21 protein-coding genes and 1 pseudogene are annotated in these 18,072 nt (G+C 71.0%); 13 read left to right on the plus strand and 9 right to left on the minus strand.

Translation table 11 applies throughout. The features are described 5' to 3' along the window. Positions 1 to 78: 78 nt before the first annotated feature. Positions 79 to 819, minus strand: a complete 741-nt coding sequence (locus PV682_RS42130; protein ID WP_319737997.1) for a helix-turn-helix domain-containing protein — start codon at positions 817 to 819, stop codon at positions 79 to 81. Between PV682_RS42130 and PV682_RS42135 the strand changes: the two genes are divergently transcribed. The 5 genes from PV682_RS42135 to PV682_RS42155 all read left to right on the plus strand — a co-directional run bounded on the left by PV682_RS42135 (position 749) and on the right by PV682_RS42155 (position 2,144). After that, positions 749 to 988: a hypothetical protein gene (locus PV682_RS42135; RefSeq protein WP_319737999.1), complete on the plus strand. Its 240-nt coding sequence runs from the start codon at positions 749 to 751 to the stop codon at positions 986 to 988. The two genes, PV682_RS42130 and PV682_RS42135, sit on opposite strands and share 71 nt — an antisense overlap. Beyond that, positions 985 to 1,215 carry a hypothetical protein gene (locus PV682_RS42140; RefSeq protein ID WP_319737959.1) on the plus strand — a complete coding sequence of 77 codons (231 nt, stop codon included), beginning with the start codon at positions 985 to 987 and terminating at the stop codon, positions 1,213 to 1,215. The genes PV682_RS42135 and PV682_RS42140 overlap by 4 nt, the downstream gene beginning before the upstream one ends. After that, positions 1,202 to 1,393, plus strand: coding sequence for a hypothetical protein (locus PV682_RS42145; RefSeq protein ID WP_319737960.1), 192 nt, complete (start codon positions 1,202 to 1,204; stop codon positions 1,391 to 1,393). The genes PV682_RS42140 and PV682_RS42145 overlap by 14 nt, the downstream gene beginning before the upstream one ends. Before the next feature lie 183 nt (positions 1,394 to 1,576). Next, the gene (locus PV682_RS42150) at positions 1,577 to 1,717 is read left to right on the plus strand and encodes a hypothetical protein (RefSeq protein WP_319737961.1); all 141 of its coding nucleotides are present in this window, start codon (positions 1,577 to 1,579) and stop codon (positions 1,715 to 1,717) included. 265 nt (positions 1,718 to 1,982) lie between these two features. Further along, positions 1,983 to 2,144: a hypothetical protein gene (locus PV682_RS42155; RefSeq protein ID WP_319737962.1), complete on the plus strand. Its 162-nt coding sequence runs from the start codon at positions 1,983 to 1,985 to the stop codon at positions 2,142 to 2,144. Positions 2,145 to 2,253: 109 nt separating this feature from the next. On the opposite strand, the pseudogene PV682_RS42160 reads toward PV682_RS42155, so the two are convergent. Continuing rightward, positions 2,254 to 2,523: pseudogene (locus PV682_RS42160) on the minus strand (low temperature requirement protein A); the annotation flags it as partial. A gap of 116 nt (positions 2,524 to 2,639) precedes the next feature. On the opposite strand from PV682_RS42160, the gene PV682_RS42165 reads away from it, so the two are divergent. Next, positions 2,640 to 2,822: a hypothetical protein gene (locus PV682_RS42165; RefSeq protein ID WP_112476545.1), complete on the plus strand. Its 183-nt coding sequence runs from the start codon at positions 2,640 to 2,642 to the stop codon at positions 2,820 to 2,822. A 109-nt stretch (positions 2,823 to 2,931) separates the two neighbouring features. Here PV682_RS42165 and mscL read toward each other — a convergent pair whose 3' ends face one another. From mscL to PV682_RS42195, 6 genes are all read right to left on the minus strand, one after another. Further along, complete coding sequence (mscL, locus tag PV682_RS42170) at positions 2,932 to 3,408, minus strand: large conductance mechanosensitive channel protein MscL (RefSeq protein WP_319737964.1); 477 nt, start codon at positions 3,406 to 3,408, stop codon at positions 2,932 to 2,934. 141 nt (positions 3,409 to 3,549) lie between these two features. Then, the gene (locus PV682_RS42175) at positions 3,550 to 4,131 is read right to left on the minus strand and encodes a hypothetical protein (RefSeq protein WP_319737966.1); all 582 of its coding nucleotides are present in this window, start codon (positions 4,129 to 4,131) and stop codon (positions 3,550 to 3,552) included. A 195-nt stretch (positions 4,132 to 4,326) separates the two neighbouring features. Beyond that, positions 4,327 to 5,160: an S-methyl-5'-thioadenosine phosphorylase gene (locus PV682_RS42180; protein ID WP_319737968.1), complete on the minus strand. Its 834-nt coding sequence runs from the start codon at positions 5,158 to 5,160 to the stop codon at positions 4,327 to 4,329. Positions 5,161 to 5,233: 73 nt separating this feature from the next. Continuing rightward, entirely contained in the window at positions 5,234 to 5,545 is a 312-nt protein-coding gene (locus PV682_RS42185) for an FmdB family zinc ribbon protein (protein ID WP_319737969.1), read from the minus strand. A 67-nt stretch (positions 5,546 to 5,612) separates the two neighbouring features. Further along, positions 5,613 to 6,890 (minus strand): MFS transporter, encoded by a 1,278-nt coding sequence (locus PV682_RS42190; protein ID WP_319737971.1) that lies wholly within the window; start codon positions 6,888 to 6,890, stop codon positions 5,613 to 5,615. 228 nt (positions 6,891 to 7,118) lie between these two features. Continuing rightward, positions 7,119 to 8,684, minus strand: coding sequence for a potassium/proton antiporter (locus PV682_RS42195; RefSeq protein ID WP_319737972.1), 1,566 nt, complete (start codon positions 8,682 to 8,684; stop codon positions 7,119 to 7,121). 217 nt (positions 8,685 to 8,901) lie between these two features. Between PV682_RS42195 and PV682_RS42200 the strand changes: the two genes are divergently transcribed. Further along, positions 8,902 to 11,733 (plus strand): penicillin acylase family protein, encoded by a 2,832-nt coding sequence (locus PV682_RS42200; protein WP_319737973.1) that lies wholly within the window; start codon positions 8,902 to 8,904, stop codon positions 11,731 to 11,733. A 112-nt stretch (positions 11,734 to 11,845) separates the two neighbouring features. Here PV682_RS42200 and PV682_RS42205 read toward each other — a convergent pair whose 3' ends face one another. Beyond that, positions 11,846 to 12,472: a 5-formyltetrahydrofolate cyclo-ligase gene (locus PV682_RS42205; protein ID WP_319737974.1), complete on the minus strand. Its 627-nt coding sequence runs from the start codon at positions 12,470 to 12,472 to the stop codon at positions 11,846 to 11,848. A 93-nt stretch (positions 12,473 to 12,565) separates the two neighbouring features. Here PV682_RS42205 and galU point away from each other — a divergent pair, with 93 nt between their 5' ends. The 6 genes from galU (at position 12,566) to sepX (ending at position 18,038) form a co-directional block, all read left to right on the plus strand. Beyond that, positions 12,566 to 13,477, plus strand: a complete 912-nt coding sequence (gene galU / locus PV682_RS42210; RefSeq protein WP_319737975.1) for a UTP--glucose-1-phosphate uridylyltransferase GalU — start codon at positions 12,566 to 12,568, stop codon at positions 13,475 to 13,477. After that, a complete protein-coding gene (gene glp, locus PV682_RS42215) occupies positions 13,474 to 14,799 on the plus strand; it encodes a molybdotransferase-like divisome protein Glp (protein WP_319737977.1) in 1,326 nt (441 codons plus the stop codon). The genes galU and glp overlap by 4 nt, the downstream gene beginning before the upstream one ends. A 95-nt stretch (positions 14,800 to 14,894) precedes the next feature. Beyond that, positions 14,895 to 15,374, plus strand: coding sequence for a cyclic pyranopterin monophosphate synthase MoaC (moaC, locus tag PV682_RS42220; protein ID WP_319737979.1), 480 nt, complete (start codon positions 14,895 to 14,897; stop codon positions 15,372 to 15,374). Next, positions 15,371 to 15,901, plus strand: coding sequence for a MogA/MoaB family molybdenum cofactor biosynthesis protein (locus PV682_RS42225; protein ID WP_319737980.1), 531 nt, complete (start codon positions 15,371 to 15,373; stop codon positions 15,899 to 15,901). The genes moaC and PV682_RS42225 overlap by 4 nt, the downstream gene beginning before the upstream one ends. A 26-nt stretch (positions 15,902 to 15,927) precedes the next feature. Beyond that, entirely contained in the window at positions 15,928 to 16,548 is a 621-nt protein-coding gene (locus PV682_RS42230) for a GNAT family N-acetyltransferase (protein WP_319737981.1), read from the plus strand. 173 nt (positions 16,549 to 16,721) lie between these two features. Beyond that, a complete protein-coding gene (gene sepX / locus PV682_RS42235) occupies positions 16,722 to 18,038 on the plus strand; it encodes a divisome protein SepX/GlpR (protein WP_319737982.1) in 1,317 nt (438 codons plus the stop codon). Positions 18,039 to 18,072 lie beyond the last annotated feature (34 nt).

Raw genomic sequence — 18,072 nt, forward strand, 5'->3', positions numbered from 1 at the left:
GGCATCGCCCGACTGCACAACCTCACACTGGCCGGATGACGAAGAAACGAGCAGGTCACCGACCATGTCAGAGATCATTTACGGGACAAGTCTTAGCCAATACACGGTCCCGTAAACGTCGGCAACCAGGGTCCACGCTTTCGGTTGCTGTACGAAATGGGCATAGTTTGTAACTCTGGATAGCACTCCGGGGAGCCTCTGGAGAATCCCGGAAAGTTCCGAGTTGTATCGGAGCTGATTAAGATCGTCGACTTCTTGCTGAAGAGTTTCTGGATGCTCTGGAGGTGGGCCGGGGATATCAAACCTTCGAATGACGAAGTTGAGTTCGTTAAGGTTTTCCTCCGGCGCGCTACCCAAGAGTTCGTCAAGGGTCAGGTTCAATGCTCGCGCAATGGCAGCGCCTACGCCTGGGGTGAGTGCTCGGTCCCCAACTTCGATCTTGCTCAGCAGGGACACCGACACCCCTGACTTTCGGGCAAGGGCCACTTGGCTGAGGCGTTGTTCCTTACGGCGCTTGGCCACGTTCGAGCCAGGACCAGGTACCTGTGCAGCGTCCATGTCTGACGACTTCCCCGCTTGGTGACGTTCTCCCCTCCAGGGTCCCAAAGCCTTGTGAAGTGCGCTGGGCAACTGTGCAAGAAGTGTGCAAGTCGGCTGCTGGCCTCCGGCGTTGACTGGTGTAACGACAAACCCCCGCGCCGTGCGACCGGCCGGGGGCGTGGCCACCAACCGACTGGAGGTTGACGACGTGCCCAACGGTACAAGCGAAAAGCCCGAACAGCCGTACCCCTGGGAGCCATTCATCACGCCCGAGATCATCGGCAACTGTGCCGACTGCGAGGCGCACGTGAACGAGTGGTTCAGGCGCATGGCCACGAAGACGAAGGACGGCAAGCCGAACGAGCACCGCGACCCGTCGGCAGCGAGCGACGCGGCCGTGCTGTGGACGCGGCACGTGGCGGAGGCGCACAGCGAGGTGACCCCGTGAAGTGGCCCAACGCCCGCGTGAGCGCCCTGGGTAAACCCCAGTTGGTTCAGCTCCTGGACGGCACGGAAGAAGCCGCAGAGGCGCCCCTGATGGACTGGCGGACCGAGTACGGCGGCGTCCCCAACGTCCAGACCGGGGAGATCGAACTCCCCACGCCGACTTTCGCCCCCTGTCCCTACGAGAACTGCCCCGAGTGCCCGCAGGAGGCGGCCCATGGTGACCGCTAAGCACATCGGGAAGACCGTCACGGACGGCAAACGCACGGGCGTCCTCATGGCCATCTATGAGGGCGTGGACGAGACCCAACTTCCCGCCTACCGGAAACCGGGACTCGTGGCGTACGTCCGGCCCGAAGGCGGCGGCATCGAGTGGAGCGCGCTGCCGTCCACGCTGGAACTCGCATGAAGGCCGTGTGCACCGTCGTGGTCGTCCTCGCTGCGGCCGTGTGGACTCTCGTCGTGGCGTGGGCCGTCGCCCGGTTCGCCGCCTGATCCACCCTCAAGCGACCCCGCCCGCTGTGACCTTTCCCCTGAGGCATGTCGGGCGGGGTCTTTCTCGTGAAGGGCTTACCTGTACGTGGCGTGCCCGATGACCGAAGACGTCGGTTGCCCCGGCTGTGAAGAGTGCAGCGTCGAACTGTTCTTACCGATGCAAGACGCGCTGCCGTTCGAGATCACTCCCGGCGACGACCTGGACCCGTTCGAACAGCCCAAGCAGCACCCGCACTAGCAGGGTTCCCAGGAAGGATCAGCGCGCGATGATGCCGCTGTGCAAAGCAGAAACCCTCATTCCCTTACGTGCCGTACTGGACGCTACGCGGGAAGGAGGTGAATCCCTGCCCAACCGGCTTGCCGAGTACGCGGGTCCTACAACCTGCCTGTTGGCCATGTGGCACGACGGGGACCATTGCGGGTTTGTCGAAGACCGGAAAGAGGGACCGGGGTGTTTGTGGTCGCGCTGGCCGACTGACGGACCGGTCCGGCTCGAATGGGCCATGACATGTGAGGCACTCGCAGACGGCGACGACCCCGACGCCTGTTACTTGATCGCCGAGCACCCGCGCGAGCACGCGTGGGACACCTACGACCGCAACGCCGCAGCAGAGCTACGGGAAGCACGGCGGCGGAACCCCAACTTCGCCCGCAAGTACACGTAGACCTCCGTGACACCGCCCGTGAGCCGCCCCCATGGCACACGGGCGGGGCTCTCTGCGTTCATCTCCCCAGCTCAACGCCCCTGCGATAAAGTGTTGTTGCGTTGGTTCACGCCCACCACACGGAGAAGAACACCATCGCGTAGTGCAGGACGCCCTGTCCCGCGTGCCCCTCCGCCACGGCGTGCACCAGCCCGACGCCCGCCTGCGCGACCGCCACCACGAAGCACAGGTCGAAGAACAGCTCCAGCGGCGACGCCACCCGGTGCGCCTCGTCGCGCCGACGCGCGGTGAGCGGCCGTACGGGCCGCCCCGGAGGAGGCGAGCTGTGGGAGCCCGAGGGCCCGGAGGAGGCGTCCGAAGGAACCGAACCGGTCGTCATGCCCACCAGCACAGCAGACCCCGCCTTCCCCCGCACCACAGACCCACCGCGCGCCTCCGGCCTCCGCCCCTCCGCCGAGGCCCCCGGCCCGGCTCCCGCCCCCGTACCCTGGAGGGATGAGCACCCCCTCCGCCGCCGAACCCCGTGACCCGAAGGCCGCGCTGGTCTTCGACGACCCCCTGGACCGCCCGTCCTCGGACGACACGGACCGCGGCTGGGGCGAGTCCCCGACGGCGACCGGCGACGCGGCGGCCGACCTCAAGCGCTTCCTCGACGAGAAGCCGCCCCACCACATCTGACCCCGCGCGAGCCCCCACAGGCCCCCGCCCAGCCTCCGCAGCACCCCGGAAAGCCGAACGGCCCCGCGGGCGAGGCCGGACGCCGCCCGCAGGGCCGAGGAGAACGCGTCTACCGCTCGTCGTGCCCCGAACCGCGCTGGGCGACCAGAGCGTCCCGGATCTCCTTGAGGACCTCCAGCTCGGACACCTCGATGACCTCCTGCGTGCCCTCCTTGGCCTTCTGCCGGGCCGTCTGCCGCGCCAGGTACTTCGACATCGGCAGCACCATCAGGAAGTACACGACCGCGGCCGTGATCAGGAAGCTCAGCGTCGCCCCGAGCACCGACCCCCACTGGATCAGGACGCCGCTCTTCAGCGAGCCGTCGCTCGCCAGCTCGCACGGCTTCTTCAGACACGTGCTGTAGCTGTCCAGGTTCTTCGTGCCGATCGCACCCACCAGCGGGTTGATGACGCCCTTCACCACCGAGTTGACGATGTTCGTGAAGGCGGCGCCGATGACCACCGCTACCGCCAGATCGACGACGTTGCCACGCGTCAGGAAGGCCTTGAAGCCGTCCCAGACACCGGCCCCCTTCTTCTCGCTCACCTCGGTGACACTCCTCACTTGCTCCGACTGCGGAACGAACAGCTCCGCAACCTACGCCAGAGCGAGGCGTACATGTCCAATTCGGTAGCTCGAACGAGGGACTTGACGACGCCGGACCGTACACATATCGGACGAAGTCGCTCACCACAGCGTCACCGCCAGCCGTTCCGCGACCCCCGCGCCGGCCAGCCGCGCGGCGGCCTCGCGGGGGACGGAGAAGACGACCAGGGCCCCGCCGTCCGGGCTCGCGCCCACCGGCTCGGGCACCTTCGACACCACCGCCCCGCGCGCCACCACCCGGGCCTCGCCCGCGTCCGTCGCGGTCTGCGCGGAGGCGATCACGTCGACCCGGTCGCCGGGCCGCAGCAGCCGTACCGTCTCCGCGTCGGCGATCCGCACCGGCGCCGACACGGTCTCGACGCCGACCGGCCTGCCGGGTGGCGCGGTGGCGCGGGGAGGGGCGGCGCGGGGACGGCCACGGGCCCGCTCGGCGGCGTCCTGGCCGCCGCCTCGGCCGCCGTCCTGGGACGCCCCCGCCGCCACGAGCGCCACGGCGGTCACCGCGAGCCCCAGCGCCAGCGCCCGCCTGCGCTGCCGGGCGAGCCGCCCCAGCAGATACCCCGCGCCCCGCACCCGCACGGGCGAGAAGTGCGGCACCTCGCAGGTGGCCGGGGTGTCCGCACCGGGCGGGGAGTACGAGGAGGAGGGAGGCGGAACGGTCATGGGGATCACCACCGGCGACGAAGGGACGGCCGCCCGGCACCCCCGGCGGACCGCACAGGCCGCACATCCGGCCTGCGAGACCCACGATGACCTCTTCCGCAACCCTCCGCCGCGCCCTGTGGACAACCCCGGCCCCTGGGGAAAACCCCGTCACCCGAACGTGGCGCCGGCCTGGGAAGAACCAGGGCTGACGTGCTAGGGCAGCACGAACCCCGGGTCCATCCCGCCCAGCGCGTCCACACACAGACACTCCCGCACGTCCGACGCCGGCAGCCCCGCCACCACGTCGAACAGCACATCCCGCAGCCGCCCCACATTCGCCGAGAACACGGCGAGCACCTCCTCGTGGGACACGCCCTCACCCGTCTCCGCCCCGGCGTCCAGATCCGTGACCAGCGTCAACGACGTGTAGCAGAGCTCCAGTTCACGGGCGAGCGCGGCCTCCGGATGCCCGGTCATCCCCACGACCGACCACCCCTGGGCCCGGTGCCACAGCGATTCCGCACGCGTCGAGAACCGCGGCCCCTCGATCACGGCCAGCGTCCCGCCGTCCACGGCCTCCCAGTCCCGCCCCCGCGCGGCCTTCAGCGCGACCGCGCGCCCGGCCGGGCAGTACGGGTCGGCCAGCGAGACGTGCACGACGTTCGGCACGGTCCCGTCGGGCAGCGGCAGCCCGTCGAAGTACGTGTTCGCCCGGGACTTCGTACGGTCCACCAGCTGGTCGGGGACCAGCAGCGTCCCGGGCCCGTACTCGGGGCGCAGCCCGCCCACCGCGCACGGCCCGAGCACCTGCCGCACCCCGACGGACCTGAGCGCCCAGAGGTTGGCCCGGTAGTTGATCCGGTGGGGCGGCAGATGGTGCCCGCGCCCGTGCCGGGGCAGGAACGCGACCCGCCGGCCGGCGACCTCGCCGAGGAAGAGGGAGTCACTGGGCGCCCCGTACGGAGTCTCGACCTGTATCTCGGTGACGTCGTCGAGGAACGAGTAGAAGCCGGAGCCGCCGATCACGCCGATCTCTGCGTTCGTCATGCACGGAACAGTAGCCGCTGACGACGAAGACCCCGCCGTCGCGGGACGGCGGGGTCTTCGGAAGCGAGGTGCGTCAGGCGGCGGTGGTGCCGGCGGACGGCTTGGAGTCCGAGGCGGGCTTCGCGTCGGACGACGGCTTCGAGTCCGTGGTGGACGAGGAGGACGAGGACGACGACTTGGCCGACGCGGGCGAGCTGCTCGACGACGAGCCGCGGCTGTCGTTGCGGTAGAAGCCGGAGCCCTTGAAGACGATGCCGACCGCGGAGAACACCTTTTTCAGGCGGCCACCGCAGCTGGGGCACTCGGTCAGGGCGTCGTCGGTGAACTTCTGCACCGCCTCAAGGCCCTCGCCGCACTCGGTGCACTGGTACTGGTAGGTCGGCACTGTCTTCCTCCTGGCACTCTCACTCGATGAGTGCTAACGAGGGTCCATAGTGACGTATTCCCGGGGATCAGTCCACTGCCACCGGCACGCGGTGACCGACGCCACGTGCGACCGTCCTCCCGCGCGCGGGCGACGCGAGCCGTGAACGCAGCGCCAGGACGGTCACCAGGGCCAGCAGCGTGCCGCCCATGGGCACGAGGAACCCGGAGCCGTCCCAGAGGCGGTCCTCCAGCTGCCCGGCGACCGTGACGGCCGCCGCCTGCCCCAGCGCGACCGCACCGGTCATCCACGTGAACGCCTCCGTGCGCGCGCCCGCCGGAACCAGCTCCTCGACCAGCGTGTAACCGGTGATCAGCGCGGGCGCGATGCACACGCCGACCAGCAGCCCGAGCCCGGCGAGCAGCAGCACCGAGTGCGCGGCCCACAGCCCGGAGGCGACCAGCGCGAGCGCGCCGTACGCGACGAGCAGCCGGCGCCTCGGGGCGACCTTCCAGGCGATCGCGCCGCAGACGACGCCCGACAGCATGTTCCCGGCGGCGAACGTGCCGTACAGGACGCCGTTCAGCCCGGGTTCGCCGATCGACTCGGTGAACGCGGCCAGCGACACCTGCATGCCGCCGAAGACGGACCCGATGCCGAGGAACGCGACGATCAGCACGCGCACGCCGGGGACGCGCAGCGCGGAGGCGTGCTCCACGCGCGCGTGCCCGTTCGCGGCGACCGGCGGCTGGGTGCTCTTCTGCGCGGCGAACAGCAGCCCGCCGACCAGCGTCAGGGCGGCTTCCGTGACGAGCCCGGCGGCCGGGTGGACGGCGGTGCACAGGGCGGTCGCCAGCAGCGGGCCGACGACGAACGTCAGCTCGTCGGTGACGGACTCGAAGGCCGCCGCCGTCGGCATCAGGGGCGAGTCCTTCAGCGTCACGCCCCACCGCGCGCGCACCATGGGCCCGACCTGCGGCACCGAGGCGCCGGTGGGGACGGCCGCCGCGAACAGCGCCCACAGGGGGGCGTCGGCCAGCGCGAGGGCGGTCAGCGTGAGGCCCGACAGGGCGTGCACGACGACGCCGGGCAGCAGGACCGCCCGCTGCCCGTACCGGTCGGCGAGACGGCCGCTGAAGGGCGAGAACAGGGCCAGGGAGACACCGGTGACGGCCGCCGCCGCGCCTGCCGCGCCGTACGAGCCGGTGGTGTGCTGGACGAGGAGCACGATGGAGATGGTGAGCATCGCGAACGGCTGGCGTGCCGCGAAGCCCGGCAGCAGGAAGGTCCACGCCCCGCGCGTGCGCAGGAGCTGCCCGTATCCGGGACGGCCTTCGGCTGACTTCCTGGTGACCGTGGATGCCACGGCCCGTGCCTTTCTGCCGCCTGGTAGCGCGCCCGGTGGGGGACGCCGAGAGCTGTCCTCTTGCGCGCTGCGGTAGATACCGTCGCCCTCTTCGGAGAGGGCGTTCCGGCCGCCATACGGTCGCGCCAGCTCTGCTTCAGACAGAGTTGGTTCGATCTAGGTCGCGTTCATCGTACAGGGGTGGTGCCCCTTCGTGGCCTGTGAGAATGAGCACCGCGAAACCTGTCGTTAACGCTTCGCCCGCGGTTCACCTCTCCCGTCCGTCCCCAGCCAGCCGGCGAGCTTGCCGCCGTGGCCCACCGCGCGCAGGCGCTTCTCGGCGGCGTCCCGCACGGGGTCGGTGGCGACGACGAGCAACTCGTCGCCGTACCGCAGGACGGTCGTCGGGGACGGCACGAAGGAGGCATCGTCGCGGACGACGAGGGTGACCGCGGCGCCCGCGGGCAGGCGCAGTTCGCCGACCTCGACGCCGTGCATCTTGGACCCCTCCGGGATCGCGACGGACAGAAGATGACCGCGCAGCCGCTCCAGGGGCGCCGATTCGATCCCCAGGTCGGTCGCCTCGCCGCCCTCGCCCAGGCGCAGGGTGCGGGCGAGCCAGGGGAGCGTGGGCCCCTGCACGAGCGTGTAGACGACGACCAGCACGAAGACGATGTTGAAGATCCGTTGGCTGCCGTCGACGCCGCTCACCATGGGGATCGTCGCCAGGATGATGGGCACCGCGCCGCGCAGCCCCGCCCAGGACATCAGCGCCTGTTCCTGCCAGGGCACCCGGAACGGCAGCAGGCACAGCAGGACGCTCAGCGGGCGCGCGACCGTCGTCAGGACCAGTCCGATGATCAGCGCGGGCATGAAGTCGTCGCCCAGCTCGTGCGGTGTGACCAGCAGGCCGAGTAGGACGAACATGCCGATCTGGGCGATCCAGCCGAGTCCTTCGGCGAACCCGCGCGTGGCGGGCCAGTGCGGCAGCTTCGCGTTGCCGAGCACCATCGAGGCGAGGTAGACGGCGAGGAAGCCACTGCCGTGCGCGAGCGCGCCGCCCGCGTACGCGGTGACGGCGATGGCCATGACGGCGATCGGGTAGAGGCCGGAGGCGGGCAGCGCGACGTGCCGAAGCCCCCACGCGCCCGCGAAGCCGACCGCGAGGCCGATCGCCGCGCCGATGGCCAGCTCCAGGGCTATCTCGCCGAGCAGCACGTACCAGTGCTCGACGGGGCCCGCCGTCGAGAACGCGACCACCAGGATGACGACCGGGGCGTCGTTGAACCCCGACTCGGCCTCCAGGGTGCCCGTCACGCGCGCGGGCAGCGGGATGCGGCGCAGGACGGAGAAGACCGCCGCGGCGTCCGTCGACGACACCACCGCGCCGATGATGAGCGCCTGCCGCCACTCCAGGCCCACCAGGTAGTGCGCGGCCGTCGCCGTCACCCCGACGCTCACCGCGACTCCGCCGAGCGCCAGCGCGGAGGCCGAGGGCAGCGCGGGCCCGACCTCCTTCCACTTCGTCCCCAGACCGCCCTCGGCGAGGATCACGACCAGGGCCGCGTACCCGATGACCTGGGTCATCTCGGCGTTGCTGAAGTGGATGTCACCGATGCCGTCCTGGCCCATGAGGACGCCGATCCCCAGGTAGACGAGCAGGCTGGGGAGCCCGCTGCGCGAGGAGATCCGTACGGCCGCGACGGCGACGAGCAGGACGAGCGAGCAGACGAGCAGGAGCTGGTTGAGGTGATGGACGGTCAGTGGCGGATTCCTTGTCTGGCGAGAGGGGCCGGCGGGGGCGCATGAACACATCGGACAGGACGTGCCGGCGCCGTACAGCCAACTACTTCGTTACCTTACCTAACTCTTGACGATTTCTTGACGCTCGCCGAGGTGTGGACCGGCGCCCGCGCGCCCGCGTTCCCGACTCCGAGTCAAGTGGCCTCAGGCCCTGCGCCTATGGTTGCTCCAGCGTTCATTCAAAGTCACAGCCCGACCTGCCGCTCGCGTTAGGACAGCAAGGACAGCGATGCCCCCGAATACCACCGCCACAACGGGCGACAAGCCCGGCAAGTCCGGCAGGAAAAAGGGGCGCAAAGCCCGCCTGATCGTGATCGTCCTGGTCCTGGCGGTGATCGGGGGAATCGCCTACGGCGGGTACTGGTCCGTCAGCACGGTCCGGGCCTCGTTCCCGCAGACGACGGGCGAGATCAAGCTGGACGGGCTGTCCGGTCCGGTCGAGGTCAAGCGCGACGGCTACGGCATCCCGCAGATCTACGCCTCCTCCGACGCCGACCTGTTCATGGCGCAGGGCTACGTCCAGGCGCAGGACCGGTTCTACGAGATGGACGTACGCCGCCACATGACCTCCGGGCGCCTGTCGGAGATGTTCGGCAAGGGCCAGATCGAGAACGACGAATTCCTGCGCACCCTGGGCTGGGACCGCGTCGCCAAGCAGGAGTACGACAAGGTCCTGTCGGCCTCCACGAAGAAGTACCTCCAGGCGTACGCCAAGGGGGTCAACGCGTACCTCAAGGGCAAGTCCGGCGAGGACATCTCCCTCGAATACGCGGCCCTGGGCTTCACCAACGACTACAAGCCGGCCGAGTGGACCCCCGTCGACTCGGTGTCCTGGCTCAAGGCGATGGCCTGGGACCTGCGCGGCAACATGAAGGACGAGATCGACCGCGCCCTCATGACCAGCCGCCTCGGCCCGCAGCAGATCGCCGACCTGTATCCGGCGTACCCGTACAGCCGCAACCAGGCGATCGTCCAGGAAGGCCAGTACGACGAGCTGACCGGCGAGTTCGAGTCGAAGAGCGGCTCGGGCGACTCGGGCGGCTCGTCGTCGGGGTCCTCGGGCTCCTCCTCGTCCGGCTCCTCCTCCGGAAGCTCCAGCGGCTCCTCCACGGGCTCGGGAAGCGGCTCGGGCTCCGGAACCTCGACCCAGGGCTCCTCGGCCCTCCAGGGCCAGCTGGCGGGCCTCAACGGGGTCCTCGACGACCTTCCCGAGGCCGTCGGCGTGAACGGCAACGGCATCGGCTCCAACTCGTGGGTCGTCGCCGGGGAGCACACGATCACCGGCAAGCCCCTCCTGGCCAACGACCCGCACCTGACGGCCTCGCTGCCCTCCGTCTGGTACCAGATGGGCCTGCACTGCCGCACCGTCTCCGCGACCTGCCAGTACGACGTCACCGGCTACACCTTCGCGGGCATGCCGGGCGTCGTCATCGGCCACAACCAGAACATCGCCTGGGGCATGACCAACTCCGGCGTCGACGTCACCGACCTCTACCTGGAGAAGATCACCGGCGACGGCTACGAGTACGACGGCAAGGTCCGCCCGTTCGTCACGCGCGAGGAGACCATCGGCGTCGCGGGCTCCGAGGCCAAGAAGATCGTCGTACGGCAGACCGAGGACGGCATGCCCCTGCTGTCCGACCGCAACGACGAACTCGTCGACGTCGGCAAGAAGGCCGGCGTCACCTCCTCGGCGCCGGACCGCGGCGACGGCTACGGCGTCGCCCTGAAGTGGACCGCCCTCGAACCCGGCACCACCATGGACGCCGTCTTCGCGATGAACAAGGCGTCCGACTGGGAGAGCTTCCGCGACGCCGCCAAGCTCTTCGACGTCCCCTCGCAGAACTTGATCTACGCCGACACCAAGAACGACATCGGCTACCAGCTGCCGGGGAAGATCCCCACGCGCGGGAAGAACCACGACGGCTCCATCCCCGCCCCCGGCTGGGACGCCAAGTACGCGTGGACGGGCTACCTGAAGTTCGACCAGCTGCCGAACGAGTACAACCCCGAGCGCGGCTACATCGTCACCGCCAACCAGGCCGTCGTCGACCCCGGCGACTACCCGTACACGCTCACCACCGACTGGGGCTACGGCACCCGCAGCCAGCGCATCACCGACCTGATCAAGCAGAAGATCGAGGGCGGCGGCAAGATCTCCACCGACGACATGCGCCAGATGCAGCTCGACAGCAGCAGCGAGATCGCCAAGCTCCTCGTGCCGAGGCTCCTGAAGATCGACATCGACGACCCGGACGTCCGCGAGGCCCAGAAGCTCCTCCAGGGCTGGGACTACACCCAGGACGCCGACTCCGCCGCTGCCGCCTACTTCAACGCCGTGTGGCGCAACATCCTCAAGCTCGCCTTCGGCAACAAGCTCCCCAAGGAACTGCGCGTCGAGGGACAGTGCCTGTGGGTCGATCCGGTCAACTCCACCGGCCCTGTCGACGACACGCAGAAGGTCCGCGAGTGCGGCATGCGCGACGCCGACCAGGCGCAGCCCGACGGCGGCGACCGCTGGTTCGAGGTCGTGCGCAACCTCATCGACAAGCCCAAGAGCGACTGGTGGAAGACGCCCCGCTCCGGCACCCGTCCCGGCGCCGTGAACCGCGACGGCCTCTTCAAGCGCGCGCTGATCGACGCCCGCTGGGAGCTGACCGCCAAGCTCGGCAAGGACATGGACACCTGGAGCTGGGGCCGCCTGCACCGGCTGTTCCTGAAGAACCAGACCCTCGGCACCGAAGGCCCCGACTTCCTGCGGTACATCCTCAACCGCGGCCCCTGGAAGCTCAGCGGCGGCGAGGCCGCGGTCAACGCGACCGGCTGGAACGCGGCCGGCGGCTACGGCGTCGTCTGGGTCCCCTCGATGCGGATGGTCGTCAACCTCGACGACTTCGACAAGTCGAAGTGGATCAACCTCTCCGGCGCCTCGGGACACGCCTTCAGCGCCCACTACACCGACCAGACCGGCAAGTGGGCCAACGGCGAACTCCTCGACTGGTCCTTCACGTCGAAGTCCGTCGACGACAGCACGAGCGACACGCTCACACTGAAGCCGTGACGCGCACGCGCGACTGACGGAAAAAGGGGCCCTCCGCGCGAGGGCCCCTTTTTCCGTCAGTCGCCACGGCACCGTATCGTCGACACGGGTACGTTGCGACGCTACGATCTCGTTACGACGCTACGGTGCCGTACCGACGTACCCCCGACGGCGTCACCACCGCGTGCACCGGCCGGTCGTGCTCCTCCGCCGGCACCCGCTCGACGACCTCGCCGTCGTACAGGAGCACCACCAGCGCCGCACCCGACCCCGCCCGCTCCAGCCGCGCCAGCACCCGGTCGTACGACCCCCCTCCGCGCCCCAGCCGCATTCCGCGCGCGTCGACCGCGAGGCCGGGCAGCAGGACGACGTCGGCGCCCGTCACGGCGTCCGGGCCGAGCCGTTCGCCGACGGGCTCCAGGAGGGCCATCCGCCCGCCGTGCCGCACGCTCGCGAGGGAGCCCTCGCCGTCGTACGGGCCCCAGTCCAGGTCGTTGTCCGGCAGCAGCGCGGGCAGCAGGACGCGCGCGCCCCGCGCGCGCAGCGCGTCCAGGAGCGCGAGCGTGCCCGGCTCGCTCCCGACGGAGACGTACGCCGCCACCGCGCGCGCGTGCGCCAGCTCCGGCAGCTCCAGCGCGCGTTCGGCCAGGGCGGCGGCCGATCCCCGCAGGTCGCCGGGGGTCAACCCGGCGCGTACGGCGAGGAGTTGCCGCCGCAGCTCGCGCTTGCCGGACGCCGCCGGGCCGTCGGTCGGGCTCATGCATCACTCCGCACTGTCTCGAATACGCTCATATGAGCATCCGTGATCCGGTGTCACAGATTCCGCTCAAGAGCACCGGATAGGGTGACCGCCATGACTCAGTCCCACCCCAGGATCAGCAAGGCTGTCATCCCCGCGGCCGGCCTCGGAACCCGGTTCCTGCCGGCGACGAAGGCGACGCCCAAGGAGATGCTGCCGGTCGTGGACAAGCCCGCGATCCAGTACGTGGTCGAGGAGGCCGTGTCCGCCGGTCTCGACGACGTCCTCATGGTGACCGGCCGCAACAAGCGGCCCCTGGAGGACCACTTCGACCGCAACTACGAGCTCGAGTCAGCGCTCCAGAAGAAGGGCGACGCGGCCCGGCTCTCCAAGGTCCAGGAGTCCAGCGACCTCGCGACCATGCACTACGTGCGCCAGGGCGACCCCAAGGGCCTGGGCCACGCGGTGCTGTGCGCGGCCCCGCACGTCGGCCAGGAGCCCTTCGCGGTCCTCCTGGGCGACGACCTGATCGACCCGCGCGACCCCCTGCTCCAGCGCATGATCGAGGTCCAGGAGCGGCACGGCGGCAGCGTCGTCGCCCTCATGGAGGTCGCCCCCGAGCAGATCCACCTCTACGGCTGCGCGGCCGTGCGGCCCACCGCCGACGCCGACGTCGTCGAGGTGACCGGCCTCGTCGAGAAGCCGGAACCCGCGGACGCCCCGTCCAACTACGCGATCATCGGCCGCTACGTCCTCGACCCGGCCGTCTTCGGCATCCTGCGCACCACCGCACCCGGGCGCGGGGGCGAGATCCAGCTCACCGACGCCCTCCAGCAGCTCGCCCAGGACGAGACCGCCGGCGGCCCTGTGCACGGCGTCGTCTTCAAGGGCCGCCGCTATGACACCGGCGACCGCGGCGACTACCTGCGTGCCATTGTCAGACTCGCGTGCGAACGTGAAGACCTGGGACCGGACTTCCGGACCTGGCTCCACCGTTACGTCACCGAGGAGTTGCAGCCGCGTTGAGCACCGCCGCACCGCGCCCCGCCGCCCAGGACCGCACCTGGTCCGTGGACGAGCACCTTGAGGACGTCCTCGCGACCGTCCGCCCCCTCGAACCCATCGAGCTGCAACTCCTCGACGCCCAGGGCTGCGTCCTCGTCGAGGACGTCACGGTCGCGGTCTCCCTGCCGCCGTTCGACAACAGCTCCATGGACGGGTACGCGGTCCGGGTCGCGGACGTCGCGGGCGCGAGCCAGGAGTTCCCGGCCGCCCTGGAGGTCGTCGGGGACGTCGCGGCGGGAGCGCAGGCGGCCCTCCTGCACGTGGGCCCCGGCCAGGCCGCCCGCATCATGACCGGCGCCCCCCTGCCGCCCGGCGCCGAGACCGTCGTCCCCGTCGAGTGGACCGACGGCGGGCTCGGCGAGGGCCCGGTCGGCTCCATGCGCGCGCACAGCCTCGCCCCGGAGGGCGCCTTCGGGCAGGTGCGCGTGCACCGGCCCGCCGAGGCCCGCGCGCACGTACGCGCGCAGGGCAGCGACGTCCGCGCGGGCGACCGCGCGCTGAGCGCCGGTACGGTCCTCGGGCCGCCGCAGATCGCCCTGCTCGCCGCGATCGGCCGGGGCACCGTCCGCGTACGCCCGCGCCCGCGCGTGGTCGTCCTGTCCACCGGCAGCGAACTGATCCAGCCCGGCGAGCAGTTGGCCGATGGGCAGATCTTCGACTCCAACAGCTTCGCCCTCACCGCCGCCGCCCGCGACGCCGGAGCGATCGCCTACCGCGTGGGCGCGGTCGCCGACGACCCCGAGACGCTGCGCTCCACCATCGAGGACCAACTGGTGCGCGCCGACCTGCTGGTGACCACCGGTGGCGTCAGCGTCGGCGCGTACGACGTCGTCAAGGAGGCGCTGTCGTCCGTCGCCGACGAGGACGAGGCGGGTGCGGGCGTCGACTTCCGCACGCTCGCCATGCAGCCCGGCAAGCCCCAGGGCTTCGGCACGGTCGGCCCCGACCACACGCCCCTGCTGGCGCTGCCCGGCAACCCGGTCTCGTCGTACGTCTCCTTCGAGCTGTTCGTCCGGCCCGCCATCCGCGCGCTGATGGGCCTCACGGATCTCCACCGGCCCACCACGCGCGCGCGGCTCACCGCCGACAAGCCCCTCACGTCCCCGGCGGGCCGCCGCCAGTACCTGCGCGCCACCTGCGCCGACGGCACCGTTAGCCCCGTCGGCGGCGCCGGTTCCCACCTGGTCGCCGCCCTCGCGCACGCGGACGCGCTGATCGTCGTCCCCGAGGACGTCGACCGTGTTGAGCCGGGCACCGACGTCGAGGTCGTCCTCCTCGGCTGAGGCGCCCGCCCGCAGGACGGTCCCGTTCCGTCGTCCCGTCGGCCGGGGAGTACCGTGTCGCGCACAACAGGGCCGGACCGGGAGCGCCACACAGCATGAGCACGCAGGACCGACTGACGCATATCGACGAGGCGGGCGCCGCCCGGATGGTCGACGTGACCGGCAAGGATGTGACGGCCCGCACCGCGCGCGCGTCCGGCCGCGTCCTCGTCTCCCCGCGCGTGGTCGAGCTGCTGCGCGGCGAGGGCGTCCCCAAGGGCGACGCGCTCGCCGTGGCGCGCATCGCGGGCATCATGGGGGCCAAGCGCACCCCGGACCTGATCCCGTTGTGCCACCCGCTGTCGTTGTCCGGTGTGACACTGGACCTGTCGGTCGCGGACGACGCCGTGGAGATCCTCGCCACGGTCCGCACGGCGGACCGCACGGGCGTCGAGATGGAGGCCCTCACCGCCGTCTCCGTCGCCGCGCTCACCGTGATCGACATGGTCAAGGCGGTCGACAAGGGAGCGGTCATCACGGACGTGCGGGTTCTGGAGAAGACGGGCGGCAAGTCGGGCGACTGGAGCAGGACATGACACTCGACCCGTCCGTCGGCGGCGCGCTGCTCGCGCCGTACTCCGCGCTGGTCGTGACGGCCTCCAACCGGGCCTCCGCGGGCGTCTACGAGGACAAGGGCGGCCCGCTGGTCGCCGAGGGCCTGCGCGCCCTCGGCTTCGCCGTGGACGGCCCCCAGATCGTCCCCGACGGCGACCCCGTGGAGACGGCCCTGCGCGCGGGCGTGGACGCCGGGTACGACGTCATCGTCACCACCGGCGGCACCGGCGTCTCGCCCACCGACCGCACCCCCGAGGCGACCCGCGCGGTCCTCGACCGCGAGATCCCCGGCATCGCCGAGGCCATCCGCGCGTACGGCCGCGACAAGGTCCCCACCGCGGCGCTCTCCCGCGGCCTCGCCGGCCTTGCGCGCGACACGCTCGTCGTCAACCTGCCGGGCTCCACCGGCGGGGTGAAGGACGGGCTGGCCGTCCTGGAACCCCTCCTGGTCCACGCCGTCGACCAGATCCGCGGCGGCGACCATCCCGGAGCCGGGGGTGCGAGCTGAACACCCCATCCTGGCCCGCGCGGCTGGTGGACGGCGACATCGTCCTGCGGCCGATAAAGGTCCGCGACCAGAGCGCCTGGCGCGAGGTCAACCGGCGCAACCGCGACTGGCTGCGCCCCTGGGAGGCGACGATCCCGCCGCCCGCGCCGAACGGCCCTCTCGCGCACCGGCCGACCTACCGGCAGATGGTCCGCCACCTGCGCTCCGAGGCGAACGCGGGCCGCATGCTGCCGTTCGTCATCGAGTACCAGGGGCGCCTCGTCGGCCAGTTGACGGTCGCCGGCATCACCTGGGGCTCCATGTGCTCCGGGCACGTCGGGTACTGGGTCGACGAGGCGGTGGCCGGGCGCGGCGTCATGCCGACGTCCGTCGCGCTCGTCGTCGACCACTGTTTCCGCACCGTGGGACTGCACCGCATCGAGGTCTGCATTCGCCCCGAGAACGGCCCGAGCCGCCGCGTGGTGGAGAAACTCGGATTCCGGGAGGAGGGCCTCAGGCCCCGTTATCTGCACATCGACGGCGCCTGGCGCGACCACCTCGTGTTCGCACTCACCGCCGAGGAAGTACCCGAAGGGCTCCTGAACCGCTGGCGCCGCTCGTACGACCGGCACCGCGCGCCGGGCAATCCCACCGGACCGGGAAATTGAATATGTGTTCGAAAATCGTCGGCCGATGACCGTCTCAAAACGCTGAAGTTCCGGTCCGATGCGGTCTGCTGATCGCATCGGTCACAAAAAAAGCTCGAAATATCAGCCAGATCGTGCGACACACCGGCCCAATTGGCGGATGGCCTCAACCAAATCCCTCTACGGTGTGAGGCGTGAGCAGCAGCGGCCTCATCTACGCAGTCATTGTCGGGGCCTGGGCCGCCTACTTGGTGCCGATGTGGCTCCGTAGGCAGGACGAGCTGAACGAGGCCCGTCCGACGGAACGCTTCAGCACAGCCATCCGGTTGCTGTCCGGCCGGGCGGGGATGGAGCGCCGGTACGCCCGGGACCTGAGGGCCCGCTCCGCCGAGGCGGGGGAGCCCGACGACGACGCCCTGGACGTCGCCACCGAACCGGTGGACGTCCGGGCCTTCGCCATGCCTCCGGGGCGCCCGCAGGGGCACTCGGCGCATTCCGTGCAGGACGCCGATGGCGCGCACGCGCGCGAGGCGCACCCCGGGCGGGAGAATCCGGCGCGGGACGCGGGTGCCGGACGCGAGGTGGGTGCCGCGCGCGAGGCGCATCCCGCGCGTGAGGCGAACGTTTCCCGGGACGTCCGGGACGCGCGGGACGCCCGTGAAGGGCACGCCGCTCCCGCCCAGCAGCGCGTACCCGGCGCCCGGCGCACGCCCCCCGCGCGCGCCACCGGCCGGACGGCCGAGCGGGCGCAGCGTTCGAAGGCCCTCGCGCGCCGCCGCCGCACCACGGTCCTGCTCTTCCTCGCCTTCACCCTGGGCGCGGTCATCGCCGCCGTCGGGGGGCTCGCGTTCCTGTGGGCGCCCGGTGTGCCCGCCGTCCTGCTCAGCGCGTACATCGCCTACCTGCGCTCCCAGGAGCGCCGCCGCTTCGCCGTCCAGATGGACCGCCAGCGCGCGGAGGTCGCCGCCCAGCGCCTCAAGGAACGCGTCCGCCAGCCGCACCGCCGCTCGTCCGCGTCGGTGTCCACGGAGGCGTTCGACGTCCCCGCAGAGGAGCCCGAACCGGCGGCCGAGCCCGAGGACCCCGGCCTGCTCGCCCTGGCCGCCGACCGCCGCGCGCTCGTCGAGCAGACCGACCACGCCGAGTGGGTCGACCAGCAGCGCGAACGCCAGCGCCGCCCCGACCACGGCGACAGCTGGGACCCCGTACCGGTGCCCCTGCCGACGTACGTCACCGCTCCCGTCGCCCCGCGCGCGACGTCCGACGTCGACCTCGGCGCCCCGGACACCTGGAGCTCCGCCCGCTCCAGCGCGGTCGCCCCGGACCACGAGGCGCAGGACGGAACGGCTCCCCCGGAGTCCCCGGCCGACGACGACACCGCGCGCGCGGACGGCGACGAACGCTCCGACGCCCGCCGCGCCGCCTCGGCCCGCCGCTCCCGCGAACGCGGGCGCACGCCGCTGTTCGACCAGTACGAGGACGGCGAGCGCCCGCGCGCGGCCAACGAATGACCGTCCACCCCGTGACCTGCGACCGGGCCCCCGG

Origin of the sequence: Streptomyces niveiscabiei (assembly GCF_033794345.1) — a bacterium.
Classification (GTDB): Bacteria; Actinomycetota; Actinomycetes; order Streptomycetales; family Streptomycetaceae; genus Streptomyces; species Streptomyces niveiscabiei.